Source organism: Aeromonas sp. DSM 116730, assembly GCF_046581335.1.
GTDB lineage: Bacteria > Pseudomonadota > Gammaproteobacteria > Enterobacterales > Aeromonadaceae > Aeromonas > Aeromonas rivipollensis.
The window spans coordinates 909,353-934,798 of record NZ_CP144265.1 but is presented as its reverse complement, the minus strand read 5'-3'; the positions used below and the strand labels follow the sequence as shown (position 1 = coordinate 934,798).

General features: G+C 62.7%; 19 protein-coding genes and 1 pseudogene. 9 read left to right on the top strand and 11 right to left on the bottom strand.

The features are described from left to right. The first annotated feature begins 196 nt into the window (after window positions 1-196). The 3 genes from Aeroheme_RS04465 to pepE all read left to right on the top strand — a co-directional run bounded on the left by Aeroheme_RS04465 (window position 197) and on the right by pepE (window position 3,531). Window positions 197-2,035, top strand: coding sequence for a PhnD/SsuA/transferrin family substrate-binding protein (locus Aeroheme_RS04465; RefSeq protein ID WP_411167219.1), 1,839 nt, complete (start codon window positions 197-199; stop codon window positions 2,033-2,035). Between the two features lies 1 nt (window position 2,036). Then, window positions 2,037-2,648: a response regulator transcription factor gene (locus tag Aeroheme_RS04460; protein WP_411166759.1), complete on the top strand. Its 612-nt coding sequence runs from the start codon at window positions 2,037-2,039 to the stop codon at window positions 2,646-2,648. Window positions 2,649-2,790: 142 nt separating this feature from the next. Beyond that, window positions 2,791-3,531 (top strand): dipeptidase PepE, encoded by a 741-nt coding sequence (gene pepE, locus Aeroheme_RS04455; protein WP_408752641.1) that lies wholly within the window; start codon window positions 2,791-2,793, stop codon window positions 3,529-3,531. A gap of 90 nt (window positions 3,532-3,621) precedes the next feature. Here the strand turns inward: pepE and Aeroheme_RS04450 are convergent, their stop codons facing one another. Genes Aeroheme_RS04450 through Aeroheme_RS04440 form a run of 3 tightly spaced genes read right to left on the bottom strand, consistent with a single transcriptional unit; the run spans window position 3,622 to window position 6,695 of the window. After that, on the bottom strand, window positions 3,622-5,160 hold the full coding sequence (locus tag Aeroheme_RS04450) for a DHA2 family efflux MFS transporter permease subunit (RefSeq protein WP_303807484.1): 1,539 nt from the start codon (window positions 5,158-5,160) through the stop codon (window positions 3,622-3,624). 1 nt (window position 5,161) lies between these two features. Next, complete coding sequence (locus tag Aeroheme_RS04445; RefSeq protein ID WP_139745949.1) at window positions 5,162-6,229, bottom strand: HlyD family secretion protein; 1,068 nt, start codon at window positions 6,227-6,229, stop codon at window positions 5,162-5,164. Window positions 6,230-6,266: 37 nt separating this feature from the next. After that, window positions 6,267-6,695: a MarR family winged helix-turn-helix transcriptional regulator gene (locus Aeroheme_RS04440; RefSeq protein ID WP_106885974.1), complete on the bottom strand. Its 429-nt coding sequence runs from the start codon at window positions 6,693-6,695 to the stop codon at window positions 6,267-6,269. Window positions 6,696-6,817: 122 nt separating this feature from the next. Between Aeroheme_RS04440 and fumC the strand changes: the two genes are divergently transcribed. Then, window positions 6,818-8,209: a class II fumarate hydratase gene (gene fumC / locus Aeroheme_RS04435; RefSeq protein ID WP_411166758.1), complete on the top strand. Its 1,392-nt coding sequence runs from the start codon at window positions 6,818-6,820 to the stop codon at window positions 8,207-8,209. Window positions 8,210-8,327: 118 nt separating this feature from the next. On the opposite strand, the gene Aeroheme_RS04430 is transcribed toward fumC, so the two are convergent. Then, window positions 8,328-8,765, bottom strand: a complete 438-nt coding sequence (locus tag Aeroheme_RS04430) for a VOC family protein (protein WP_411166757.1) — start codon at window positions 8,763-8,765, stop codon at window positions 8,328-8,330. A 408-nt stretch (window positions 8,766-9,173) separates the two neighbouring features. Between Aeroheme_RS04430 and putA the strand changes: the two genes are divergently transcribed. Then, window positions 9,174-13,127, top strand: coding sequence for a trifunctional transcriptional regulator/proline dehydrogenase/L-glutamate gamma-semialdehyde dehydrogenase (gene putA, locus Aeroheme_RS04425; RefSeq protein ID WP_411166756.1), 3,954 nt, complete (start codon window positions 9,174-9,176; stop codon window positions 13,125-13,127). 266 nt (window positions 13,128-13,393) lie between these two features. On the opposite strand, the gene Aeroheme_RS04420 is transcribed toward putA, so the two are convergent. The 4 genes and pseudogenes from Aeroheme_RS04420 to dnaB all read right to left on the bottom strand — a co-directional run bounded on the left by Aeroheme_RS04420 (window position 13,394) and on the right by dnaB (window position 17,614). Then, window positions 13,394-14,152: a hypothetical protein gene (locus tag Aeroheme_RS04420; RefSeq protein WP_290030209.1), complete on the bottom strand. Its 759-nt coding sequence runs from the start codon at window positions 14,150-14,152 to the stop codon at window positions 13,394-13,396. A 635-nt stretch (window positions 14,153-14,787) separates the two neighbouring features. Continuing rightward, a pseudogene (locus Aeroheme_RS04415) lies at window positions 14,788-14,901 on the bottom strand (IS1 family transposase); the annotation flags it as partial. 97 nt (window positions 14,902-14,998) lie between these two features. Then, a complete protein-coding gene (alr, locus tag Aeroheme_RS04410; RefSeq protein ID WP_411166755.1) occupies window positions 14,999-16,072 on the bottom strand; it encodes an alanine racemase in 1,074 nt (357 codons plus the stop codon). Between the two features lie 147 nt (window positions 16,073-16,219). Further along, entirely contained in the window at window positions 16,220-17,614 is a 1,395-nt protein-coding gene (gene dnaB / locus Aeroheme_RS04405; RefSeq protein ID WP_106885969.1) for a replicative DNA helicase, read from the bottom strand. Window positions 17,615-18,040: 426 nt separating this feature from the next. Between dnaB and Aeroheme_RS04400 the strand changes: the two genes are divergently transcribed. Next, the gene (locus Aeroheme_RS04400) at window positions 18,041-18,892 is read left to right on the top strand and encodes a Tim44 domain-containing protein (protein ID WP_106885968.1); all 852 of its coding nucleotides are present in this window, start codon (window positions 18,041-18,043) and stop codon (window positions 18,890-18,892) included. Between the two features lie 206 nt (window positions 18,893-19,098). Here the strand turns inward: Aeroheme_RS04400 and ushA are convergent, their stop codons facing one another. Then, the gene (gene ushA, locus Aeroheme_RS04395) at window positions 19,099-20,769 is read right to left on the bottom strand and encodes a bifunctional UDP-sugar hydrolase/5'-nucleotidase UshA (protein ID WP_411166754.1); all 1,671 of its coding nucleotides are present in this window, start codon (window positions 20,767-20,769) and stop codon (window positions 19,099-19,101) included. A 254-nt stretch (window positions 20,770-21,023) separates the two neighbouring features. On the opposite strand from ushA, the gene Aeroheme_RS04390 reads away from it, so the two are divergent. The 3 genes from Aeroheme_RS04390 (at window position 21,024) to Aeroheme_RS04380 (ending at window position 22,801) form a co-directional block, all read left to right on the top strand. Next, window positions 21,024-21,365 carry a DUF2956 domain-containing protein gene (locus tag Aeroheme_RS04390; RefSeq protein WP_411166753.1) on the top strand — a complete coding sequence of 114 codons (342 nt, stop codon included), beginning with the start codon at window positions 21,024-21,026 and terminating at the stop codon, window positions 21,363-21,365. A 117-nt stretch (window positions 21,366-21,482) separates the two neighbouring features. After that, on the top strand, window positions 21,483-21,818 hold the full coding sequence (locus Aeroheme_RS04385) for a hypothetical protein (protein ID WP_025328067.1): 336 nt from the start codon (window positions 21,483-21,485) through the stop codon (window positions 21,816-21,818). 113 nt (window positions 21,819-21,931) lie between these two features. Next, on the top strand, window positions 21,932-22,801 hold the full coding sequence (locus Aeroheme_RS04380; protein ID WP_411166752.1) for a tetratricopeptide repeat protein: 870 nt from the start codon (window positions 21,932-21,934) through the stop codon (window positions 22,799-22,801). Between the two features lie 219 nt (window positions 22,802-23,020). On the opposite strand, the gene Aeroheme_RS04375 is transcribed toward Aeroheme_RS04380, so the two are convergent. Continuing rightward, entirely contained in the window at window positions 23,021-24,427 is a 1,407-nt protein-coding gene (locus Aeroheme_RS04375; protein WP_234568327.1) for a sigma-54-dependent transcriptional regulator, read from the bottom strand. Between the two features lie 147 nt (window positions 24,428-24,574). After that, window positions 24,575-25,381, bottom strand: a complete 807-nt coding sequence (gene fkpA, locus Aeroheme_RS04370; RefSeq protein WP_111909827.1) for an FKBP-type peptidyl-prolyl cis-trans isomerase — start codon at window positions 25,379-25,381, stop codon at window positions 24,575-24,577. Between the last annotated feature and the right edge of the window lie 65 nt (window positions 25,382-25,446).

Here is a 25,446-nt window from a genome sequence, read left to right as displayed (position 1 = left end):
GATCCAGCGCAATAAAACCGGCCCCATAACCGCCAAACTGTGACCAAAGCCCCATTCGCCGCCCCATCACGGCGCCAGGGCGGCCCAGCGCACCGCCCCGGTGATAGACTGGCTTCCCCACCCCCATCAGCCGCCCAAGGAGAGCGCCCTGTTCCGTCACCCCCCCTCATCGCTCGCCCGCCAGCCCCTGCTGGCCCTGTTGCTCTGGATCTGGGTCGCCCCTGCCCTGGCCGGGCCTGTGCCCCCACCGACCGAGCCGGTGCGGGCCTTGGCCGAGCCGGTGCGAGTAGGGGTGCTGGCGACCCGCGGCCCGGCGCTTGCGAAGGCTCAATGGCAGCCGCTGATGGGCTGGCTGAATGAGCGCGTGCCAGAGCGGCGCTTCGCGCTGGTGCCCCTGGAGCTCGATGCCCTGGCCGAGGCCGTCGCGCAAAGCAGGCTCGACTTTGTCATCACCAACCCGGGCCAGTCGGTGAGTCTGGCGCGCCAGTATCCGCTGGCCTGGCTCGCCACCCTCAAGAGCCCGGCGGGGGGTGACAACCTCGCCATAGGCGCCGCCCTGGTGGTGCGCGCCCATGCCCCCTACCGGCACTGGCAGGATCTCGAGGGGCGGCCGGTCGCCGCCGTGTCGGAAAACGCCTTTGGCGGCTACCTCGCCTACCGCTTCGAGGCAGACGAGCAGGGGGTCAGGCTGGAGCGCTTCTTCTCCGCCGTGCGCTTCACCGGCTTCCCCCTGGACAGGCTCATCGAATCGTTGGCGGCGGACCAGGTCGCCGCCGCCATAGTGCCCGTGTGCCAGCTGGAGCGCATGGTGCGGGAGGGCAAGGTCGCCGACTCGGATTTTCGGGTGCTGGACAACCAGGCACCGGCGGGCTTTGGCTGCCAGAGCTCGACCCGGCTCTACCCGAACTGGGCCTTCGCCCAGACGGAGCAGGCCTCCCCTGCGCTTGCCCTGGCGGTGACGCGAGCGCTGTTCGACCTGCCAGCAGACAGCGAGGCGGCCATGGCCGCCGATTCGGCGGGCTGGACAGTGCCCACCAGCCAGCTTGGCATCGACCGCCTGCTCAAGGCGCTGGATCGCCACCCCCTGCAGGGCCCCTGGTGGCAATCGGCCTGGCACTGGCTACGCCAGCATCAGCAGTGGGGCTGGGGCGCCCTGGCGCTGGTGCTGCTGCTCGGTGGCCACCACCTGCTGCTGCAACAGCTGTTCAACCGCAGCCAGCGCCGACTGCTCGCCACCCGCCAGCAACTCGAGGAGAAGGGGCGCCAGCTCGAGCAGGCCAGGCGCCTCGCCGAACTCGGCGAACTCGGCGCCAACATGGCCCACGAGATCAACCAGCCCCTCACCGCCATCGCCAACTACAGCCAGGGTGCCCTGCTGCGCCTCGCGAGGCAGGGGCAGGATCCGGCCACAGCCGCATCACAGGAGCCCCTGCGCCAGGCCCTGGAGCAGATTGGCCTGCAGGTCCAGCGCATCACCCAGACAGTCAACCGGCTGAGAGCCCGGCTGCAAAAGCGCCCGCGCCAAGCCGAGCCCACGGACCTGGTCGCCCTGGTGGAGGGCCTGCAACCCCTGCTCGGTCAGATGCTGGTCCCCCTCGGCGTCACCTTCACACTGCGCTGGCGGGGGCAGCCGCGCCTGCTCCCCCTGGATGGCACCGGGGTGGAGCAGTTGCTGATGAACCTCATCAAGAATGGCGCCGAGAGCGCGGCCCGAACGGACGGCCCAGCGGCGCAAAGGGCTGAGCCGGGCCGGGTCGAGCTGCTTGTCTGCTTCGAGGCAGCGCTATTGATCCTGGAGATCCGCGACAACGGTCCCGGTCTGAGGTTGCCAGAGGCGCAGCTGCAGCAGGCGTTTCACAGCGACAAGGCCGACGGCATGGGGCTGGGGCTCGCCATCTGCCGGGACGTGGTCGAGTGTCATCGCGGCCAGCTCGCCTTGAGCAACCTGAGCCCCCATGGCTGCCTGGCCCGGGTGACCCTGCCCGCCCCTCAGCAGCGGCTTGAGGCCGCTTCCTATCCCAATCCAAGGAGCTGATATGCAGTACGTTGACCGCCCTCCCCTCTACCTGGTCGATGACGACGAGGCCGTGCTCGACTCCCTGCGCTTCATGCTGGAGAGCTGCGACGAGCGGCAGCTGCGATGCTTTGCCGACGGCGAGCGCTTCCTGGAAGAGGTCGATCTGCGCCTGCCCGCCTGTCTGATCCTGGATTGCCGCATGCCGGGGCTGTCGGGCCCCGAGGTGCAGCAGCGGCTGAAGGCGGCCCAGAGCCCCATCGCCATACTGTTTCTCACCGGTCACGGGGAGGTGCCCCTGGCGGTGGAGTCCCTCAAGCAGGGGGCGGTGGATTTCTTGCAAAAGCCGGTGCAGCTGGCGCCCCTGCTCGCCGCCATAGCGCGGGCCGAGCAGGCAACCCTGGCCGCGGCGGCGCGACTTGCCCATAGACACGCCTTCGAGCGGCTCACCCCCCGCGAACACCAGCTGTTGCAGCTCATCGCCCAGGGCCACAAGAACCAGCAGATAGCGAGCACGCTCTGCATCTCGGTGCGCACCGTCGAGGTGTGCCGCGCCAGCCTGATGAGACGGCTCGAGGTCGATTCCCTGGCCGAGCTGATGCTGCGCTATGCGGCGGTCAATGGGCGGCCCTGAATCGCTCACGCCATGGGCAAACCCCAACCCCGGGGCATAAAACGTGGCGAGATCACACACTTGGCGCCGCCTTGGGGGTAGAGTAGCCCCTTCCCTTTATCAGGGCCGACCAAGGTCCTGCGCATTATTTCGAGGAGACATCATGGAACTGCTTCTGCTTAGCAATGGCAAAACCACCGAACACCCGGGCCTGCTCGGCTGGGCCCGCGACCGGGTGCAGACCCTGCTCGCCCGCAAACAGGTCAAGCGCATCCTGCTCATCCCCTATGCGGTGATCCGCAGCGACTGGGATGCCCGCGCCCAGGATCTCACCGAGAGCCTGGGAGTGGAGACCATCAGCATCCACCAGTTCGACGATCCCGTGGCGGCCATCCACCAGGCAGACGCCATCTTTATCAGCGGCGGCAACACCTGGCGCCTGAACCAGCTGCTGCACGAATACGGTCTGGTGGTGCCCATACAGCGGGCCGTACGTGAACGGGGCGTGCCTTATGTGGGCTGGAGCGCAGGTTGCAACGTGGCGACCCCGAGCATCCGCACCACCAACGATATGCCGGTGTGCAGCGCCGCCGTGCTGCCGGCCCTGGGCCTGTTCCCGCTGCAGATCAATCCCCACTATCTGGACGCCAGCATCAGCGGCCACATGGGGGAGACCCGGGACGAGCGGCTCGCCGAGTTCTGCGCCATCAACCCGAGCGAATCCGTGGTGGCCCTGCGCGAAGCCAGCCTGTTGCAGATCAGCGGCGAGAGCAACGGCGAGACCGTCGAGTACTGGAGCGTGCGCGGCGAAGGCTTCAAGATCTTCAAGCACGGCGAGACGACCCAGGAGTATGAGGACGCCGCCCCCCTGGCCGCCCTCACCCCCTTCATCCCCAAGATCTGAGTCTGGGGCGCTGCAATGAAAAGAGGGATGGCCAAGGCCATCCCTCTTTCGTTTGCCCGCTCGCACCGGGGTGAGGTCCCGCAAGGGCCCTCACTCCAGGATCGCCAGCGCCTCCTTGCCGCCGCCACGCTTGGGGGCCTTTAGCAGCAACACCAGCGGAATGGCGCACAGGCTGACCCACATCATCAGGCGGAAGTCCTGCAGATAGGCGAGCAGGCTGGCCTGGCGGGTCACCTCGCCGTTGAGCATGGCGAGCCCCTTGGGGGTGACCAGCGCCGCCGTCCCCATCCCCTGCTGCAAACCGGCATTGAAGGGAGTGATGTAGGAGGCGAACACCTCGTGGTTCATCTGGGTGCGCTGGGCCAGGTAGGTGATGACCACAGAGATGCCGATGCTGCTGCCGATGTTGCGCACCAGGCTGAACAGCGCCGTCCCCTCGTTGCGATAGCGCGGCGCCAGGGTCGCGAAGGTGATGGTAGAGAGCGGCACGAAGATGAAGCCAAGCCCCAACCCCTGGACTATGCCGGTGCGCACTATGTCCCAGCTGCTGATGTCGGTGTTGAACAGCGTCATCTCCCACATGGAGAAGCTGGTGAGCAGCAACCCCAGCAGGATCAGGATGCGCACGTCCACCCGGCCCGACAGCCTGCCCACCAGCATCATGGCGAACATGGTGCCGACCCCGCGCGGTGCCAGCAGGTAGCCGACGTCGATCACCGGGTAGCCCATCAGTCCCTGCATGAAGGGGGGCAAGAGCGTCATGGTCGCCAGCAAGATGATGCCGACGATGAAGATGAACACCAGACCGACGCTGAAGTTGCGATCCTTGAACAGGGCCGGCTCTATGTAGGGATGGGGGTGGGTGAAGATGTGCACCACGAAGAGATAGAAGGCCATCACCATCATGACGGTCTCGATCACTATCTCCCGGCTGGCGAACCAGTTCTGGGATTCCCCCCTGTCCAGCGCCATCTGCAGCGCCCCAATCCCCAGGCTCAGCAGGGCAAAGCCCAGCAGATCGAAGCGGCGGCTGGCATCGAGCCTGGTCTCCTCGATGAAGGCGGCGAGCCCGAACCAGGCCAGCAGGCCGAACGGCAGGTTGATGTAGAACACCCAGCGCCAGTTGTAGTACTCGGTGAGCCAGCCCCCCAGCGACGGCCCGAGGATGGGGCCCACCATGACACCTATGCCCCACATTGCCATGGCGGAGCCGTGCTTCTCGGGAGGATAGGTATCGAGCAGCACCGCCTGGGAGAGGGGCACCAGGCTGGCGCCGAAGATCCCCTGCAGCAGCCGGAACAGCACTATCTGATCCAGGCTCTGGGCCGCGCCACACAGCATGGAGGCGACGGTAAAGCCCGCCACCGACCACATAAACAGTCTTTTCCGACCAATTCTTGCCGAGATAAAGCCGGTCAGTGGCATGAAGATGGCGGCCGCCACTATGTAGGAGGTGAGCACCCAGGAGATCTGATCCTGGGTCGCGCCCATGGCCCCCTGCATGTGGGGCAGGGCCACGTTGGCTATGGTGGTGTCCAGCGCCTGCATTATGGTGGCCAGCATCACCGACAGTGTGATGAAGGTGCGGCGGGAGACCTGGTCTGTGCCCTCCGTATCTGTTGTCGTCATATCAACCTCGACCTGACAAGCCGGGCAGAGTGCGCTGGTGGCCGGTATCGATTTCGGCGGTGGCGCTCAGGCCGGCGCGCAGTGTGGGCAGATCCGCCCCGTCCTCCAGCTTGATCCGCACCGCGACGCGCTGGGCTATCTTGACCCAGTTGCCGGTGGCGTTCTGGGCCGGGATCACCGAAAACTCGGAGCCGGTGGCCGGGCTCAGGCTCTCCACCACCCCGTGCCAGCGGGCGTCCGGGTAGGTGTCCACGCTGATGTCGACCTGCTGGCCCGGCTGCACATGGGTCAGCTCTGTCTCGGTGAAGTTCGCCTCCACCCAGGGGTTGTCGGTCTCCACCAGCATCATGGCGGTCATGCCCACCAGGCTGTACTGGCCGGGCTTGGGCAGCTGGCTGGCGATGCCGTTGGCGGGGGCATAGATGGTGGTGCGGGCCAGATCCAGCTTGGCCTTGGCCAGACCGGCGGCGGCTTCCTGATAGGCGGGCTGCTGCTCCACCGGCAGGTTCACGTCACCGTTCAGGGAGGCTTCTATCTTCTTGAGCCCCTCCTCCAGCGCTACCTGCTGCTGGGCTGTCTGTATGGTGAGCTGGCGGGCGTCATCGTAGTTGGCGGTGGAGGTGAAGTGCTTGGCCACCAGATCCGCCTGGCGACGCTCCTCCTTCAGGGCATAGGCATGGCGCGTGCGGGCCACGTCTATCTCCGCCTGCTGACCGCGATAACTGGTCTGCAGCGCCACCAGATCGGTGCGCACCTTGGCGAGTTCGGCCTCGGCCTTGGTCACGGCGACCCGGAAGGACTCGGGGTCCAGCTCGAACAATGGCTGACCGGCCTTGACCTGCTGGTTCTCGGCGACGAACACCTTGGCCACCCGGCCCAGCACCTCGGTACTGATAGGCACCTTGTCCGCCTTCACATAGGCATTGTCGGTCTCCACATAGCGTCCGCCGTGGAGGTAAATGGCGCCCGCCCCGACCAGGACCAGTGCCGGTACCACCACCAGCAGCAGCAGGCGGGTACGGCGCCGGTTCATCTTGGGACGGGGGGAGGAGGGTGAGTCAGTGGTCATAAAATCGCTCCGCTGTGTGTTGCGTCAAAGTGAGAAATCAGGGATGAGAGAGGTTGGCGCGCAGTATCTTGAGGGAGTGACAGAGCGCATCCGTCGCCTCCTCCCCCAGCTCGCCGATGGCGCGCTGGTGCACCAGATCGGACGCCTGCTTGATCATCGCCAGATAGGGGGTTGCGGCCTCGGTCAGGTAGAGCTGATAGGCCCGGCGGTCGCCGGGATCGCTGCGCCGCTCCACCAGGCCGTTCTCGGCCAGCTGATCCAGCTGGCGGGCCAGGGTGATGGGCTGGATATCCAGACCGTCGGCCAGCTCCACCTGACGGATCCCCTCGCGGCGCGCTATGTGCACCAGGGCGCGGGCCTGGGCCAGGGTCAGACAGCTGCCTTCCAGCTGCTGCTGGAACTGACGGCGCATCAGACGCTGTACGTCGCCGATCAGGAATCCGAGGGAGTCGGGTTGTTTGTTCATAGCATGCAACCTATATAGTAAGCTTTGCTTATTATAAGCCATGAGCAGATATATGCAAACTGGCCCCGGCCGCCGTTTGGGTTCATGCTGGGGACCACCACCTCAACGGCAGGAGAAACATCATGGATATCAGGATGGAGCGGGACAGTCTGGGGGAGATAGCCGTCCCGGCGGACAGACTGTGGGGCGCCCAGACCCAGCGCTCCCTGCACCACTTCAACATCTCGGGGGAGCGCCAGCCCATGGAGATCATCCATGCCCTCGCCCGTATCAAGTCCGCCTGCGCCAGGGTGAACCACGCCCTGGGGCTGCTGCCCGCCCGCAAGGCCCAGGCCATCATGGCCGCCGCCGACGAGGTGCTGTGCGGCCTGCACGACGCCGAGTTTCCCCTGATGGTGTGGCAGACCGGCTCAGGCACCCAGACCAACATGAACCTCAACGAGGTGCTGGCGAACCGGGCCAGCGAGCTGCTTGGCGGCGTACGGGGAGAGGCGCGGCTGGTGCATCCCAACGACGAGGTGAACAAGAGCCAGTCCAGCAACGATGTCTTCCCCAGCGCCATGAACCTGGCGGCCGTCACCGCCATCACCGGCCAGCTGCTGCCGGCTCTCATCACCCTCAAACAGACCCTGGCCAGCAAGGCCGCCGCCTTCGACGACATCATCAAGATTGGCCGCACCCATCTGCAGGACGCCACCCCCCTCACCCTGGGTCAGGAGATCTCCGGCTGGGTCACCCAGCTCGCTCAGGGGGAGCGCCACCTGAATGCCGCCCTGCCCCATCTCTGTGAGCTGGCCCTCGGCGGCACCGCGGTCGGCACCGGTCTCAACTGCCCGCCCGGCTTTGCCGAGGCGGTGGCCAAAACCCTGGCCGAGCAGACCGGCCTGCCTCTGGTGAGCGCCCCCAACAAGTTCGAGGCCCTGGCGGCAAGCGATGCCCAGGTCCATGCCCATGGCGCCCTCAAGACACTCGCGGCTTCTCTCATGAAGATCGCCAACGACGTGCGCTGGCTGGCGAGCGGCCCCCGCAGCGGGCTCGGGGAGCTCAGCATCCCGGAGAACGAACCCGGCTCCTCCATCATGCCGGGCAAGGTCAACCCGACCCAGAGCGAGGCGCTCACCATGCTCTGCGCCCAGGTGATGGGCAACGACGTGGCCATCAACATCGGCGGCGCCAGCGGCAACTTCGAGCTCAACGTGTTCAGGCCCATGATTGCCCACAATTTCTTGCAGAGCGTGCGGCTCTTGGCGGACGGCATGCAGAGCTTCCACGATCACTGCGCCCTCGGCATAACTGCGAACCGGGCGCGCATCGACGAACTGCTGGCCCGCTCCCTGATGCTGGTGACGGCGCTCAACCCCCACATCGGCTATGACAAGGCCGCCGAGATCGCCAAACTGGCCCACCACCAGGGGCTGACTTTGCGGGAGGCCGCCATTGCCTCCGGCCACCTCACGGCCCAGCAGTTCGATGCCTGGGTGGTGCCCGCCGACATGGTAGGACGGCAGCCATAGGCCATCTCAGCCCCCGGGAGTCAGATGCCGGTGCCTGCCCAGATGGTGGGACCAGGTAAATGGAGGCGGTTAAAAACAGAAAGGGCGCCATGGCGCCCTTTTCATTAGCAAAGCCGTCTCAGCTCTTGCTCTGGCAGTTGAACATCCAGCGGGTGCCGAACTTGTCCACCAGAGAACCGAAATAGTCACCCCAGAACATCTCCTGCAGCGCCATCTCCACCTGGCCACCCTCCCCCAGGGCCGCAAACAGCCGGTCGGTCTCGGCCCGGCTGTCCGGCTCCAGGTTGAGGTAGCTGTTGTTGCCCTGCACCAGGGTGAATCCCATGCTGGCGGGGGCGTCCGTGCCCATCAGCACGTGGCCCCCGAGAATGGCCAGCTCCACATGCATCACCAGCTCGCCATCTTCCTGTGACAGGGGCGGCTGACCCGGGCAGCCGGGGGACTCCTTGAATCTGTGGAGGGGGCCGTTGAACTCGCCGCCGAACACCTCGCGGTAGAAGAGGAAGGCCGCCTCCGTCTCCCGGGCAAAATTGAGATAGGTACTGACACGCGCCATGATGAGCTCCTTGGTCATTGATAGCGGATTTCGAGGCCAGCTATCAGCATAGAAGAGCCAACGCCACCCAGGTCGTTCACTACACCAGTGAGTCCTGATTGGTGGTTTCCCTCGTTTCCCCATGAGTACCTGGCTGATATTTCATGAAAAAAGAGCAACCCGACCCCACCGAGGGTTGCACCTCGTTACCCATCCCGAAAACATGTATACAACCCATTAATATTTCGGTGAAAACCTGTATCGAGTCCTATTCATAGGCTCAATCCACCGAGTCATTTGCCATAGGAAAATTCAACAATGTAGCCAGGACATTAAAATTTCTTGCTTGAAGGTTGCACCTGGTTGCGCCATTCTCGGCAAAATTTAACCGTCCGGTAATATTGTTACCTTCTAGACACAGGAAGTCCCATGGCCACTACCACCCTCGGCGTTAAACTCGATGAAGCGACCCGCGACCGTCTCAAGCAGGCCGCCCAGACCCTGGATCGCACCCCCCACTGGCTGATCAAGCAGGCGATCTTCACTTATCTGGAGCAGCTGGAGCGCGGCCTGACCCCGCCCGAGCAGTCCGGTCTGGCCGCTGCCGCCGGGGAAGAGGCCATCGAGACCCTCACCGAGCAGGGGATCCAGGTCTTCCTCGAGTTTGCCGAGAGCATCTTGCCGCAGTCCGTGCTGCGTGCCGCCATCACCTCCGCCTATCGCCGCCCCGAGACCGAGGCCGTGCCCATGCTGCTGGAGCAGGCCCGCCTGCCCAAGGAGAAGGCCGAGGCCACCCAGAAGCTGGCCCTCGGCATCGCCGAGAAGCTGCGCAACCAGAAGAGCGCCAGCGGCCGTCAGGGCCTGGTGCAGGGTCTGCTGCAGGAGTTCTCCCTCTCCTCCCAGGAAGGGGTGGCATTGATGTGCCTGGCGGAGGCGCTGCTGCGCATCCCCGACAAGGCGACCCGCGATGCCCTGATCCGCGACAAGATAAGCGGTGGTAACTGGAGCCAGCATCTGGGCCAGAGTGCCTCCCTGTTCGTCAACGCCGCCTCCTGGGGCCTGCTCATCACCGGCAAACTGGTGGCCACCCACAACGAGGCTGGCCTCAACAGCTCCCTCAAGGGGCTGATCGGCAAGGGCGGCGAGCCGCTGATCCGCAAGGGTGTGGACATGGCGATGCGCCTGATGGGGGAGCAGTTCGTCACCGGCGAGACCATAGCCGAGGCGCTGGCGAACGCGGGCAACATGGAAAACCGGGGCTTCCGCTACTCCTACGACATGCTGGGGGAAGCGGCCCTCACGGAGGAGGATGCCAAGCGCTATCTCGCCTCCTACGAGCAGGCCATCCACGCCATCGGCAAGGCCTCCCACGGCCGCGGCATCTATGAGGGCCCGGGCATCTCCATCAAGCTCTCCGCCCTGCACCCGCGCTACAGCCGCGCCCAGTACGATCGTGTCATGGAAGAGCTCTACCCCACCCTGCTGGGCCTGACCCAGCTCGCCAGGCAGTATGACATCGGCATCAACATAGACGCCGAGGAGGCCGATCGGCTGGAGATCTCCCTCGACCTGCTGGAGAAGCTCTGCTTCGACCCATCCCTGGCTGACTGGAACGGCATCGGCTTCGTCATCCAGGCCTATCAGAAGCGCTGCCCCTATGTGATCGACTACGTCATCGATCTCGCCAAGCGCAGCCGTCACCGCCTGATGATCCGGCTGGTGAAGGGCGCCTACTGGGACAGCGAGATCAAGCGCGCCCAGCAGGATGGCCTGGAGGGTTACCCCGTCTATACCCGCAAGCCCTACACCGATGTCTCCTATCTCGCCTGCGCCCGCAAGCTGCTGGCGGTGCCCGAGTCCATCTATCCCCAGTTCGCCACCCACAACGCCCATTCCCTGTCTGCCATCTATCAGCTGGCGGGGCAGAACTACTACCCGGGCCAGTACGAGTTCCAGTGCCTGCACGGCATGGGTGAGCCGCTCTACGAGCAGGTGGTCGGCAAGGTCGCCGACGGCAAGCTGGGTCGCCCCTGCCGCATCTATGCGCCGGTCGGCAGCCACGAGACCCTGCTCGCCTACCTGGTGCGCCGCCTGCTGGAGAACGGGGCCAACACCTCCTTCGTCAACCGCATCGCGGACAACAGCATCTCCCTGCAGGATCTGGTGCAGGATCCGGTACAGCAGATCGAGCAGATGGCCGCCCGTGAAGGCAGCCTGGGTCTGCCCCACCCGCGCATTCCCCTGCCCCGTGAGCTGTACGGCGAAGCCCGCCCGAACTCCGCCGGTCTGGATCTCGCGAACGAGCACAGACTCGGGTCGCTGTCTGCCGCCCTGCTCGCCAGCACCAACACCGCCTATCAGGCCGTGCCCATGCTGGGCTGCGACATCGACGCACCGACCCAGTTCCAGCACGTGGTCAACCCAGCGGATCACCGCGACGTCGTCGGTCAGGTGAGCGAAGCCACGGTAGAGCTGGTGGACAGCGCGCTGGCCTGTGCTCTCTCCAGCGGCCAGATCTGGCAATCGACTCCGCCGGCCGAACGAGCCGCCGTGCTGGAGCGCGCCGCCGATCTGATGGAGTCCGAGCTGCAACCCCTGATGGGCCTGCTGGTGCGCGAATCCGGCAAGACCTTCGCCAACGCCATCGCCGAGGTGCGCGAGGCGGTGGACTTCCTGCGCTACTACGCCGCCCAGGCACGCGATCACTTCGCCAACGAGAGCCACAGGCCGCTCGGCCCCGTGGTCTGCATCAGCCCCTGGAACTTCCCGCTGGCCATCTTCAGCGGCCAGGTCTGCGCGGCGCTCGCCGCCGGCAATACTGTGCTGGCGAAACCGGCGGAGCAGACCCCCCTCATCGCCGCCCAGGCGGTGCGCATCCTGCGTGAGGCCGGCGTCCCCGCCGGTGCGGTGCAACTGCTGCCGGGCCGCGGTGAAACCGTGGGCACAGCCCTTATCGCGGACGAGCGGGTCCGTGGCGTCATGTTCACCGGTTCCACCGAGGTGGCGGGCATCATCTCCCGCAACCTGGCCGGTCGCCTCGACGCCCAGGGCCGCACCATACCGCTCATCGCCGAGACCGGCGGCCAGAACGCCATGATCGTCGACTCCTCCGCCCTGACCGAACAGGTGGTGATGGACGTCATCTCCTCGGCATTCGACAGCGCCGGCCAGCGCTGCTCCGCCCTGCGGGTACTGTGCGTGCAGGACGATGTGGCCGAGCGGGTGATCCGCATGCTCAAGGGGGCCATGGCCGAGTACAAGGTCGGCAGCCCCGAACACCTCTCCACCGACATAGGCCCTGTCATCGACGCCGAGGCCAAGGCCAACATAGAGCGCCACATCAAGGCCATGGGAGACAAGGGTCGCCGGGTGCACCAGATTGCCCGCACCCAAGAGGGTGCCTGCAACCGCGGCACCTTCGTGCTGCCGACCCTGATCGAACTCGACAGCCTGGATGAGCTGGGCCCAGAGGTGTTCGGCCCCGTGCTGCACCTGGTGCGCTACCCCCGCGCCAAGCTCGGCGAGCTGCTCGCGCAGATCAACGACAGCGGCTACGGCCTGACCCTGGGGGTCCATACCCGCATCGACGAGACCATAGCCCAGGTGGTCAACACCGCCAAAGTCGGCAACCTCTACGTCAACCGCAACATAGTGGGCGCCGTGGTCGGGGTGCAGCCGTTCGGCGGCGAGGGCCTCTCCGGCACAGGTCCCAAGGCGGGCGGCCCGCTCTACATGTACCGTCTGCTCGGGGCGCGCCCGCAGGAGGCGGTGACCAGCCAGCTTCGCCAGGAGCAGGGGGCAACCCCGCAAGCCGAGGCCGCCAAACCGGCACTGCTGGCCTTGCGTGGCTGGGCGAGCAAGCAGGCCCCGGCACTGGTGGCCCTGTGCGATCGCTACGGCGAGCTGGCGCTGAGCGGCCTGACCCAGTTGCTGGTCGGCCCCACCGGCGAGCGCAACAGCTACAGCCTGCTGCCCCGGGAGCGGGTGCTCTGTCTGGCCGCCGACGATCAAGAAGCCAGGGCGGATCTGCTTGCCCAGCTGGCAGCCTGTCTGGCGGTCGGGACGCAAGTGCTGTGGCAGGACAATGCCCAGAACCGCACCCTGCTGGCCAGCCTGCCCAGCGAGGTACAAGGGCGTATCCAGCTGGTGGCGGACTGGGCCAACAGCGACATCGGCTTCGATGCCCTGCTGCACCACGGTGACTCGGATCAGCTGCGGGAAGTGGCCAAGCTTGCCGCCGCCCGTGCTGGCGCCATCGTCGGCGTACACGGCCTGCACCGCGGCGAGACCGACATCCCCCTGGAACGCCTGCTGATCGAGCACGCCCTCTCGGTCAACACCGCCGCCGCCGGTGGCAACGCCAGCCTGATGACCATAGGCTAAGCACCACACACCGACAGAGACCCAAGCCCCGCAGACGCGGGGCTTGAGCTTCTTCAGAGCAAGAGAGCATTAAAAATGCTGTACGGAGATGGTATTCAGCTGACAGTTACCCACCAAAGGGGGTGGTCTACGGCTTCACAACGACTACCCCTAACGTTATTTCCAGTTCAACCCACTCTGGAGGAATAGGAAATAAATTAGCGCTTTTACGAGTATTTTGGTCGGCACGCCCCGCCACCAGAGCATATTCTATGTTATTATCCATGTTATTTTTCTCCAAAAATCTGATCGCAAGGGCAATGTTTAGCATCGTACCCTTCTCGTTTACAATAATTTAAACAAGCGTCAATATCTGGTTGGCGTTTAAATGAATCATCACTACTCCAATTCCCCTTTCCATCGTGGATCATGACCAGGCAAGAACCTGTATAAACTGGTTTTCTCAGAATGCTATTCAATTCAGGTTGTTTGAGACCTCTATTTAACTCTTTCATTAACACTGAATTGATTGGGGATTCATCCAGTAGAACTTTCTCATTAGACTTGGTGATTATCACTAAATTTATGCTATCCAATTCAATGGGAAGTTCTTCTAGCGGAATACGTTGCCATACTGGGTTATGGAACTTAAAAATAACATAAGGAGGATTGGGCCTGCCCCATTTATTGTAAGAAAGACATAATGCGGGTTTTGATATAATATATGGAACCCCATTTAATATGTGAAGGGCAAGCGGTGTGAAATTTGATCTCTTGATATCCTCCCCATACTCATTCTTCCATGAAATATATTCATTAGTACCAGGCATGGTAAATGAGATCGTTTGCTCCTTTATTGGAGGAGATTGCCCTAGTTCACGGCGACCACCATAACTCTGTGATCTATCTACTATGATCTTGCTACCATCGTGCAGCACGACCTCTTCCTGCCAACTCACAGTGCCTGGAGCAGTGCAAGATAGGATGATGACAAATAAAATAATGAGCGGCATAATCAAACGCCAGAGAATTTTTTTAATATTCATTGCTATCCCCGATACAGATCAGCATCTTTACTTTATGGTTATTTATCTCATTTTTCGTTGGGTGAGCATCTTCGCAATCAATCTCACTACACGGTCAACCGAGTGTTACGGTCGCAGCGTATTTATTCGAGAACTTCGTCACCGGTAATTTATATTTTTCGTTTGAAATAACACTAGGGCCAGCACCAGAAAACCATGAAACTAGAGATGTCCGACAGAGACCATGAATAGAATCACCATAGCAACCCCTATTATGCGCCCCATAGTGATCAAATTTCTCGAACGTGGTCAAAATAGGGTTAAGCGCAAACATCTCCGCAAATCGGTTGTATGATCGCACTTTGAAATGAGTGAGGGTGGCATTGGTCACTGTGAGCAAAATAACTTTGCTCATTTTATAACCGACACAAAGACCAATAAACTGGCTCTGCATTTCGGCTCAACCAAAAAATAATATGCAAGCCGTGCAGCAACATTGCTGTTAACACTCCCTGTCGATTCCATCACCCAATCCTAGGCTCAATGACATAGAAGACTCGATATTGCCATGCTCCATTGAATCCATCAATAGTGGCAAGATTGACATTTTTAATGATTACCTTCCGCAGACAACCCTTTCTGGGGAATGCCTCCAATCAGTTGAAGTGATACTTCTCGTTAAAGGCTCCGATCACTTTCTCGTGCATGTCGGCAGAGTGCGAAAAACAGATTGTCTTACGAGCCAGCCGTTTAAGCCGGGTCCGACGTGTCGGGTGACAACTCAATCTGCACAAAAAGGCCGCCTTCTGGGGCGGCCTTTTTGTGCATGCTGGCAATTGGATATAGCGCGACTGGGGCTCATAGCCCCTACACATACTCCATAAAAACTCTGGACGTCAGCTTGGTGATCAGCTCATAGGGAATGGTCCCTATCTCCTCGGCGACCCGCTCCACTGGCAAACCTTCGCCCCAGAGCACGGCCTCCTCGCCAGCCTTGTCGGTGGCGCCTGGGCCGAGATCCACTGTGGTCATGTCCATGGAGACCCTGCCCACCAGGGGGACTATGCGGCCATTGACCAGCACAGAGGTGCCGTTGGGTGCCATGCGGGGATAGCCATCGCCGTAACCGATGGCGATGACGCCGAGTCGGGTATCCCGGGTCGACACCCAGTTGGCGCCATAGCCCACCGGCTCGCCCGCCTTGTGATCCCGCACCGCGATGAGCTGGGTCTTGAGAGTCATCACGGGTTTAAGGTCGTAATCCGCCGCCACAGTGTTCGGGAAGGGGGAGACGCCGTAGAGGATGACGCCGGGGCGCACCCAGTCGCAGTGGGAGTCCGGCCAGGCCAGGATACCCGCCGAGTTCGCCATGGCGCGCTCGCCCTTGAGCGGCGCGGTCAGGCGGCTGAAGAGATCGATCTGCTCGCGGGTAGTGGGCTGCTCGAGCTCATCGGAGCGGCTGAAGTGGGTCATGATGTTGAACGGCTGCACCACGTTCTTGCAGCGGGCCAGCCGCTCGATAAAGGCGGGCATCTCCTCGGCCCGCACCCCGAGCCGGTGCATGCCGGTGTCGAGCTTGAGCCAGGCCACCACGGGTGCCGGCAGCTCGGCCTGCTCCAGCGCTTCCAGCTGCTCCCAGGTGTGCACCGCGGTCTGCAGGTTGTTGGCCGCAAGCACGGGCAAGTCTGCGCTCGAGAAGAAGCCTTCCAGCAGCACTATGGGTTTGACCACGGCGCAGGAGCGCAGCATCAGCGCCTCCTCGATGCGGGCCACCGCGTAGGCATCCGCATCCACCAGGGTGCGGGCCACTGGCAGCAGGCCATGGCCATAGGCGTTGGCCTTGACCACGGCGATGATCTTGCAGGAAGGCGCGTGGCGCTTGACCACGGCGAGGTTGTGGCGCAGGGCCGAGGTATCGATTTGGGCAATAGCCGCTTTCATCTGTTTTCCCTTACGAGGGCATGATGGCGCACCTGCGCCAGGCACCGAGTGGTGTCATCCCTTGATAGTCATCGTCTAAGGCCGGACCGGCAGAATTGTCGAACCGGGAAAACTGTGTCTGGTATCCGGGGCGATCTCGACCCCGGCTTAGTAGTCATCATCAAACGCCGGACCGGCATAGTTGTCGAACCGGGAGAACTGGCCCTGGAAGGTGAGGCGCACCCGGCCTATGGGGCCGTTACGCTGCTTGCCGATGATGATCTCGGCAATCCCCTTGTCGGGACTGTCGTCGTGATACACCTCGTCGCGGTAGATGAACATGATCAAATCCGCGTCCTGCTCGATGGAACCTGATTCACGAAGGTCCGAGTTGACCGGGCGCTTGTCGGCCCGCTGCTCCAGGCTTCGGTTCAGCTGGGAGAGCGCCACCACAGGGCATTGCAGCTCTTTCGCCAAGGCCTTGAGGGAGCGGGAGATTTCACCGATCTCCAGGGTTCTGTTGTCAGACAGCGCCGGCACCCGCATCAGCTGCAGGTAGTCGATCATGATCATGGAGAGACCGCCATGCTCGCGGGCGATGCGCCGGGCACGGGAGCGCACGTCGGTCGGGGTCAGGCCGGAGGCGTCATCTATGTACATCTTGCCCTTCTCGAGCAGCAGCCCCATGGTGGAGGAGAGGCGCGCCCAATCTTCGTCGTCGAGCTGGCCGGTCCGCACCTTGGTCTGGTCGATGCGCCCCACAGACGCGAGCATACGCATGATGATCTGCTCGGAAGGCATCTCCAGAGAGAAGATGAGCACCGGCTTGTCGGCGGTGAGGGCTGCGTGCTCGCACAGGTTCATGGCGAAGGTGGTCTTGCCCATGGAGGGACGGGCCGCCACGATAATCAGATCCGAACGCTGCAGACCGGCGGTCATCTTGTCGAGATCGCCGTAACCGCTGGAAACCCCGGTCACCCCGTTGTGAGGGGTCTTGAACAGCTCCTCAATCTTGTCGACCGTCTGCTCCAGAATGAGCTTCAGGGGCTGCGGGCCCTCGTTGGCGCTGGAGCGCTGCTCGGCAATCTGGAACACCTTGCTCTCGGCAAGATCCAGCAGATCGCCTGAGGTGCGGCCCTGGGGCTCGTAACCCGCTTCGACTATCTCGTTGGCGACCGAGATCATCTCCCGCACCACGGCCCGCTCACGCACTATCTCGGCGTAGGCATTGATGTTGGCGGCGCTCGGGGTGTTCTTGGCGATCTCCACCAGATAGGCGAAGCCACCGGACTCTTCCAGCTGCTCGGAGCGCTCCAGCTCCTCCTGCAGTGTGATGAGATCGATGGGGTTGCCCGCGTTGGTGAGGCGGGTCATGGCCTGGAAGATCAGGCGGTGGGGACGGCTGTAGAAATCCTTGTCGATCACCCGCTCGGCCACCCGATCCCAGGCCTCGTTATCCAGCATCAGGCCGCCCAGTACGGACTGCTCGGCCTCAAAAGAGTGGGGGGGAACTTTCAGCTGTTGTGTCTTGGCGTCTTTTTTCGCCGTCACTTGCTCTGCCATACACATAAAAACCGCAGCGGGAAGGGGACGGGAATTTTACAAAAGAAACCCCGCCATCGCGAGCGCTAATGCGCGCTATTCACCTCATCCGTTGGCCTGCCTGCTTCCGGGTGGCCGGCTCATCGGGTCCTGGGGACCTCCTTGCCCCTCACAGCACGAGGAAGGGCCAGACCAGAGTCTGATCCTTCGCCTTGGATTTGAGCTTGTTGCGCAGCCTGCGCACCGAACGACTCGGTCGTCTGTTTCTCATGGGCATCCTCCTTGGCGCCCCCGGGAGGGGCAATCTGTTCATGAATAATTCATGCCAGACATGTTAATCATACCCGCAAGCTGCAACACAAAAAGGGACCGGCAGCCTGCCATGCGCCTCGCTGAGCTTGCACAAGCAGAGCATGCCCCCACCTACATGAGAGTGAAAGAGTCAAAATGAAAAAGATGCTGACCCTGTTTGCCGTGATCCTGGCCATTGGCCTTGGGGCACCCATAGCCGAGGCCAAGAAATTTGGTGGCGGCAAATCCTTTGGCAAGAGCTACAAGACGGCACCGGCCCAACCGGCTCCGACTGCAGCTCCCGTGAATGGCAAGAACCCGACCCTGGCTGCGGCGCCCAAGAAGAGCGGCATGATGGGTGGCCTGCTGGGCGGCCTGCTGGCCGGTGGCCTGTTCGCTTACCTGCTGGGCAGCGGCGCCTTCGAAGGCCTGCAGGGCATGGACTTCCTGCTGATCGCCCTGCTGGCGCTCGGTGCCGTGTTCCTGATCCGCGCCCTGCGCAAGAACAAGGCGGCTGCGACCCCACCACAGGCGGCCTATGCGGGCTATCAGCCACCGTCGGCGCCGCAGCAGTTCGAGCAGAGCAACGGCGCCCCGCAGGCGACCGGCTTTGCCGACAGCGACGTCCCCTTCCGCCTGCCGCCAGGCTTTGACATGAACGGTTTCCTGTCCGGTGCCCGCGATCACTATCGCACCCTGCAAGAGGCCTGGAACAAGAACGATCTGGAGAAGGTACGCGAGTACGTGAGCCCGGAGCTGTTCCAGCACCTCCAGGCCGAGCGCGCCGAACTGACCGGCGAGCAGCATACCGAAGTGATGTATGTGGACACCCAGCTGGTGCGTGCCGACTACGGCAGCGACTGGGCCCAGGTCAGCGTGCGCTTCAGCGGTCGCTACATGGACCGTCAGGAGCAGGTCGAGGAGGACATCAAGGAGGTGTGGCACCTCGAGCGCAACCTGGCCAAGGACAATGCCCCCTGGCACATCGTCGGTATCGAGCAGCTCTAAGCACGCCCGTCCGGCAAGCATGATAAAGGCGACCTCAGGGTCGCCTTTTTATTGCCATCACACTCATCACAGCTGGCCATGGAATATTCCCCCCTCCCTGTGAGGGGCCGAGAATAATCGCCTTCAGCCCGTGTTGATGACCTTGAAAATAAAAAGAGAGGCAGCCATGGCTGCCTCTCTTTTGCTATTGGCCCAAGGCCGCTCTATTATTTGCAGCCATCAGTCGAGGCGGAATTCACATAGCTGACCTCGCCGGCCGGCTGATAATCGGCCACCTGTATGGTCTTCTTCGCCGCGATATAATCCTTCAACACCCCGGCATCCACCAGACCGGCGTTGATGGTATTGATCTTCGGATAGCCGTCGCCACCGGCCGCGCTGAAGCTCGGGATGGAGAAGCTGTAGCTGGCCGCCGGATCGAAGGCCTTGCCGCCCACGCTGGTGATGGTCACGCTCTTGGCCTGGCAGTCCACCGCCATGTTGATGCCACCAAACTGGGCATAGCCGCCGGTGTTGACTGTCTTGGTCGCCACCAGGCCCAGATAGGTTGCCAGCTCGCTGCCGCTCATGGTCGCCTTGTTGACCGTGTTGCCGAACGGATGCACTGTCAGCACGTCGCGATAGCTGATGTCGCCAGCCGCGATGGAGGCACGCACGCCGCCGGAGTTGACGATGCCAAAGTCGGTGCTCAGCTTCTCGGCGGTGGCCGTGGTGATGAGGCGACCCAGGTTGGTCTGCTTGTTGCGCACGTTGGCACGCTCGCCGTCCAGCACGCCGTCGGTGGAGCCTATCACTACGCCCAGCTCCTGCTGACCCTTCTCCTGATAGGTGAGCAGGGTGTTGTAGAGCTCGGGATCCTTGGTGATCTCTTCCTGAATGAAGGCACCGCCAGCGTCTTTGAGATTGACCGGGATGAGATCGTACTGGATCAGGGTCAGCTTGCCATTCTGGTAGTCAAACTGGGCGCGGCCCACATACTTGCCCCACTCGTGGGCCTGCATGATCCAGGTGCCGTTCTGCTGATCCGGCAGACAGTCGTCACCCGGCTTGAAGTCGGCGTACTTGTCCGCCGTGCCCGGCTCCATGCAGACCGGGTTCTGGGAGTGACCGCCTATGATGGCGTCCAGGGTGCCGGCCGGCAGCCCGCGCGCCATCTCCACATCCCCAGGGGCATTGCTGCCGTGCTGGCCATTCTCGTAGTGACCCATGTGGGTGATGGCCAGGACCAGGTTCGCCTCTTTGCTGTCGCGGATCTGCTTGCCGAGCTCGGCCGCTTCCGTGGTCGGATCGCGGAACTCCAGGGTCTGGACGTTGTTGGGATCCACCAGCTGGGCGGTGTCTTCTGTGGTCAGGCCCAGCACGGCGACCTTGAGGCCGTTCTCCAGCTTGAACACCTTGTAGGGGTCGAAGTAGCGCTTGCCGCTGGCCTTGTCGTAGATGTTGGCGGAGATCATGGGGAACTTGGCCCACTCACGCTGTTTCTCGAGGATGCTCAGGGGGTTGTCGAACTCGTGGTTGCCCACCGCCATGGCATCGTAGCGGATGCTGTTCATGGCCATGAAATCCGGCTCCGCATCCTGCAGATCCGACTCCGGCACCCCTGTGTTCACGTCGCCACCGGAGAGCACCAGCACCTCGCTGCCCGCCGCCTTGGCCTCCCCACGCAGGCGTTCAACCAGGGTCTTCTGGGCTGCCATGCCATATTCACCCTTGTCGTTGTGCCAGAAACGACCGTGGGTATCATTGGTGTGCAAAATGGTCAGCTTGCAGACATTTTCGGTACAGGGGGCGACACTTTCATTTTGTGAGGTATTACAGCCACTCAGCGCGGCTAGCACAGCCAGCGCGACAGTTCCTTTGACAAATTTATAATTCATTTCCATATCACCTTGTTATTTTGTTATTGGACGACCCAAGCCATTAGGTCGGGCGCTAATATAACAAACAACATGTGACGCTTTTTCATCGGTGACTCACAAATTCCGCCAAATGTGATCACCAACGCAACCTGTCTCCTCATATTTCCATCACTAGCCAATCTCCTGCCGCCTCATTTCCCCCGCAGGGATGGCAGCCTGCCGGAAACAGTTATGGCATACTTCCCGCCAATCGATGCCAAGGAGAGCCGTGAATGGCAAAGTACGACAAGATTTCCCCCGAGACCCAGCAGGAGGCGATGAAGGTAGCCCGCGCCAACCAGAAACCGGGGCAGACCAAGGAGCAGACCCAGCTGATCGCCCAGGGGATCCAGAAGGGCATAGACGAATACAAGAAACAGATGAAGGCGCGGGCCAGGGAGGCGAGCCGCCAGAAGAAGCAGCAAGCCAGGACGAAGCAGCCACAGCAGGGCGAGCATGAGGAAGAGGCCCAGGAGATTGAGGTTGTCGAGATCAGCCGCCAGCACCCGTTGCCATGGGTATTGCTGGTGCTGAGCTGGCTGGCATTTGGCTGTGCCTGGATCTGGCTGCGCTGAACCCTTGCCTGGCAAACCTTTGCCCTGGGATCGGCCTCACAGCCCGGGGCCGGCGCGCTGGTCATCCCTAGCCCCGGCTGCTTACACTCTTCCCCCCGTTGTCTGGAGACCCCCATCATGAATCCGGCCCCCCTCTATCTGCTGGCCCCCCTTGTCCTCTTTATCGTGACCCTGGTGCTCTATCGCATCTCGCCCCTGCGAGCGGTCGCCGCCGGCAACGCCCGCTGGTTTATCCTGCCCGCCTTCACCCTCTTCATCCTGCTGATCATCATCAACGGGGCGGCAGACCCTAGCCTGCGCAGTCCCGGCTTTCACTGGCTGATGCCGGGGCTTGGCTTCGCGCTCTGCCTGTTCCCGGCGCTGCCCAAGGCGCTGGTGCCGCGCCTGGCCATCAAGGAGGGAGCCTTCGCCGCCCTGGGCCTGATGCTGATGAGCCTGGCCATGGTCTATTGATTTCGATTGCACGGGCTTTTTCATGACCTGAGGGGCGCCCTGTGACGGGCGCCCCTTGTACAAACAATGGGCGATAGGCATCTTGGTGAGAGGGTAACCAGCCAGGAGGCCAGATGGACAATCCGCCCGATTTCATGGCGCAGTGGGATTATCAGGATCCCGCCGCCACTGCCCTGCGTTTTCACGCGCTTCTTCCTGCGGCGCGCGCCGCCGCCGACCTGCAACTCGAGCTTGAGCTGCTGACCCAACTGGCCCGCACCCACTCCCTGCAGCGCCAGTTTGCACAGGCGCACCAACTGCTCGACGAGATAGAGCCCCGCCTCACCGACGCCACCCCGCGAGCACGGCTGCGCACCTTGCTGGAACGGGGGCGGACGTTCAACTCGGCCGGCGACAAGGCCAGCGCCAGGACGCTGTTCGAGCAGGGGTGGCAACTCGGGCTCAAGCTGGGTGAGACAGGGCTCGCCATAGACGCGACCCACATGGTGGCCATCGCCGCCCCGCTGGAGGAGCAGAGCCGCTGGCATCAACTGGCTATGACCCTGGCCGAGCGCAGTGCCGACGATAAGGTGCGCGGCTGGCTGCCCAGCCTCTACAACAATCAGGGCTGGACCCTGTTCGAGCTGGGACGCTTTGAGGAGGCCAGGGCCTGCCAGCAGAAGTGCCTGGCCTGGCACCAGCAACACAGCAATCAGGGCAAGGCCTTTATCGCCCGCTGGAGCCTGGCACGGCTGAGCCGGGCGCAGGGATTGCACGAACAGGCGATGGCCGAGCTGAGCCAGCTGAAGGCCGACATGGCCGAGGCCAGCGCGCCGGAAGATGGTTACCTGTTCGAGGAGCTGGGGGAGAACGGCCTGATGCTGGACGATCCGGCCGCCCCCGAATACTTCGCCCGCGCCTGGTTCTTGCTCTCGCGGGATGGCTGGCTGCAGGCCAACGAGGCGGAGCGGCTGGCCAGGCTCAAGCGCCTCGCCAAGCTCTGACTGCGCGCCACAAAAAGAGCGGGTGGCTCATGCCGCCCGTCACTCAGGCCAGACCCCCTTCCCGACTCGGCCTCTTGCGATAGATAAAGGAAGGGCTGAGCCCAGCCCTACTTAGGCCTCAAGCCAGGCTCGCCTCTTCCCAGCCCTGCTTCTTGCGGTAAATGAGGGAGTGAAGGGTAGATCTCCAACCTCGCGGCCTTAAGCCCTAAGCCCTAAGCCCTAAGCCAGGCTCGCCTCTTCCCAGCCCTGCTTCTTGCGATAAATGGTCGAGGGGCTGATCTCCAGCAGCGCCGCCGCCTTGGGGATGTTGCCGTCACAGCTGGCGATAGCCTGCTCTATGGCCTCCTTCTCCACCAGCCAGAGCGGGCGCACCGGCAGCGGGATCGACATGGGCTCGGCCAGAGTCTCGGGGGGGTCCTCGGCGGGGGCAGGCACCGCGAGCGCACGGCCGCCGTTGAGCGGCGGCGGCAGTATCTCCTTGCTCACCAGCTCGCGATCATTGAGCACCACTATGTTGCGCACCACGTTCTGCAGCTCGCGCACGTTGCCGGGCCAGGGGTAATCGAGCAGCACCCGCACGGCGTCTGCATCGAAATCCCGGAAGCGCTTGTGCTCCTCCTTGGCATATCGCAGCAGGAGGTCGCGCGCCAGCAGCAGTATGTCTTCGCCGCGCTCGCGCAGGGGCGGCAGGGAGAGCGGTATCACGTGCAGCCGGTAGTAAAGATCCTCGCGAAAACGCCCCGCTTTGACCTCCACCAGGGGATCCCGGTTGGTGGCGCAGACGAAACGCACGTCCACCGTCTCCACCTTGCCACTGCCGACCCGCTGCAGGGTGCCGGTCTGGATGAAGCGCAGCAGCTTGCTTTGCAGGTCGAGATCCATCTCGCAGATCTCGTCGAGGAAGAGGGTGCCGCCGTCCGCCAGGCTGGCCGCTCCCTTGCGATCCCCCTGGGCACCGGTAAAGGATCCCTTCACATGGCCGAAGATCTCGCTCTCCATCAGATCGTGGGGAATGGCGGCACAGTTGAGCGCGATGAAGGGCTGATCCCGGCGCGGGCTGCACTGGTGGATCGCTTCGGCACAGACCTCCTTGCCGGTGCCGCTCTCCCCCGTGATGAAGACGGTCGCCTTGCTCGGTGCCGCGCTCTCTATGATGCGATAGACCGCCTGCATCGCCATGGAGGCGCCGATGAAGCCCGCAAAGGAGCTGCGCTCGAAGTTCTCCCTGTACTGGGCCACCAGCGAGCTGAGCTGCTGATGCTTGAAGGCGTTGCGGGCGGTGGCGCACAGCCGCTTGCCGTCGAACGGCTTGGTCAGGAAGTCGAAGGCACCGCACCGCATCGCCTCCACCGCCACGTCCACCGAGCCGTGGGCGGTGATCACCACCACTGAGCAGGGCAGTTGCTGCTCGGTGATCTGCTGCAATATGGCCATGCCAGACATGTCGGGCAGTTCGAGGTCGAGCAGCACCACGGGAGGAGGGCTGGCCAGCAACTGCGCCAGTGCCTGCTGGCCGCAATCGGCCAGCAACACCTCATAGCCATCCTGAACCAGGTACTGCTCATAGACGACGGCCAGACTGCGGGTATCTTCCACCAGCAGGACACGGGGTTTGCTTTCAGCCACGAGATCCATCCTTGCGATTGATTTTGTTGTCTATTCTGGGGGCTAGCCGCCACACACTCAAGACGGGTCCCTGCTTTCTCCGGCCTATCCTGGCGCGACACAAGTAAAAACGGCTCCCTGGGGAGCCGTTTTTATCGCATTGACTGCTTATTTCTTCGCATCGGCGCCATCGGCAGCCGGCTTTTCGATGGCCAGCAGCTCGACGTCAAATACCAGCACGGCGTTGGCCGGGATGGAGCCTGCACCGTGCTCGCCATAGGCCAGCTTGGACGGCAGGAAGAACTTGAACTTGGAACCGACCGGCATCAGCTGCACGCCTTCGGTCCAGCCCGGGATCACCTGGTTGAGCGGGAAGGTAGCCGGCTCGCCGCGATCGACGGAGCTGTCGAACTTGGTGCCATCGGTCAGGGTACCGGTGTAGTGTACCTTGACGATGTCGGTGGCCTTGGGCTTGGCGCCGTCACCCAGCTTCTCGACCTGATACTGCAGGCCGGATTCGGTGCTCTTCACGCCCTCTTTCTTGGCGTTGGCGGCCAGGTACTCTTCACCCTTCTTCAGGTTGTCCACCGCATCCTTGTCAGCCTTGGCCTTGGTCAACTCGTTGATCTTGGCGTCGTATTCCTGCAGGACCTTCTGGATCTCCTCGTCAGTCATGCTGGCTTCCTTGCCCAGACCGTCGGTCACACCCTTGAGGATGACGCTGTTGTCCAGCTTGATGCCGAGCTCCTGCTGACGTTCCAGGGTATTGGCGATATAACGACCCATGGAGAGGCCGATCGCATAGCCGGATTGCTCTTCAAAGCTCTTGGCTGCTGCCTTGGGGGCCTCTGCCGGCTTGCTGGCTTCTGCCTTGACCTCTGCGGTATTGGCAGCAGGCTTCTCATCTTTTTGGCAAGCAGTCAGACTCACGGCAACGGCCGCAGCCAACAGGGACACCTTCAGAAAATTGTTCATCAGTTTCTCCAAAACTCTAAATACCGCTCTCGGTTCCTTCGTGAAATGAGAGGTTTATCGTGATA

Excerpts from the sequence above, each read along its gene's own strand:
- Aeroheme_RS04460 (WP_411166759.1), top strand. The coding sequence starts at position 2,037 with ATGCAGTACGTTGACCGCCCTCCCCTCTACCTGGTCGATGACGACGAG.
- pepE (WP_408752641.1), top strand. The coding sequence starts at position 2,791 with ATGGAACTGCTTCTGCTTAGCAATGGCAAAACCACCGAACACCCGGGC.
- Aeroheme_RS04450 (WP_303807484.1), bottom strand. The coding sequence starts at position 5,160 with ATGACGACAACAGATACGGAGGGCACAGACCAGGTCTCCCGCCGCACC.
- Aeroheme_RS04445 (WP_139745949.1), bottom strand. The coding sequence starts at position 6,229 with ATGACCACTGACTCACCCTCCTCCCCCCGTCCCAAGATGAACCGGCGC.
- Aeroheme_RS04440 (WP_106885974.1), bottom strand. The coding sequence starts at position 6,695 with ATGAACAAACAACCCGACTCCCTCGGATTCCTGATCGGCGACGTACAG.
- fumC (WP_411166758.1), top strand. The coding sequence starts at position 6,818 with ATGGATATCAGGATGGAGCGGGACAGTCTGGGGGAGATAGCCGTCCCG.
- Aeroheme_RS04430 (WP_411166757.1), bottom strand. The coding sequence starts at position 8,765 with ATGGCGCGTGTCAGTACCTATCTCAATTTTGCCCGGGAGACGGAGGCG.
- putA (WP_411166756.1), top strand. The coding sequence starts at position 9,174 with ATGGCCACTACCACCCTCGGCGTTAAACTCGATGAAGCGACCCGCGAC.
- Aeroheme_RS04420 (WP_290030209.1), bottom strand. The coding sequence starts at position 14,152 with ATGAATATTAAAAAAATTCTCTGGCGTTTGATTATGCCGCTCATTATT.
- alr (WP_411166755.1), bottom strand. The coding sequence starts at position 16,072 with ATGAAAGCGGCTATTGCCCAAATCGATACCTCGGCCCTGCGCCACAAC.
- dnaB (WP_106885969.1), bottom strand. The coding sequence starts at position 17,614 with ATGGCAGAGCAAGTGACGGCGAAAAAAGACGCCAAGACACAACAGCTG.
- Aeroheme_RS04400 (WP_106885968.1), top strand. The coding sequence starts at position 18,041 with ATGAAAAAGATGCTGACCCTGTTTGCCGTGATCCTGGCCATTGGCCTT.
- ushA (WP_411166754.1), bottom strand. The coding sequence starts at position 20,769 with ATGAATTATAAATTTGTCAAAGGAACTGTCGCGCTGGCTGTGCTAGCC.
- Aeroheme_RS04390 (WP_411166753.1), top strand. The coding sequence starts at position 21,024 with ATGGCAAAGTACGACAAGATTTCCCCCGAGACCCAGCAGGAGGCGATG.
- Aeroheme_RS04385 (WP_025328067.1), top strand. The coding sequence starts at position 21,483 with ATGAATCCGGCCCCCCTCTATCTGCTGGCCCCCCTTGTCCTCTTTATC.
- Aeroheme_RS04380 (WP_411166752.1), top strand. The coding sequence starts at position 21,932 with ATGGACAATCCGCCCGATTTCATGGCGCAGTGGGATTATCAGGATCCC.
- fkpA (WP_111909827.1), bottom strand. The coding sequence starts at position 25,381 with ATGAACAATTTTCTGAAGGTGTCCCTGTTGGCTGCGGCCGTTGCCGTG.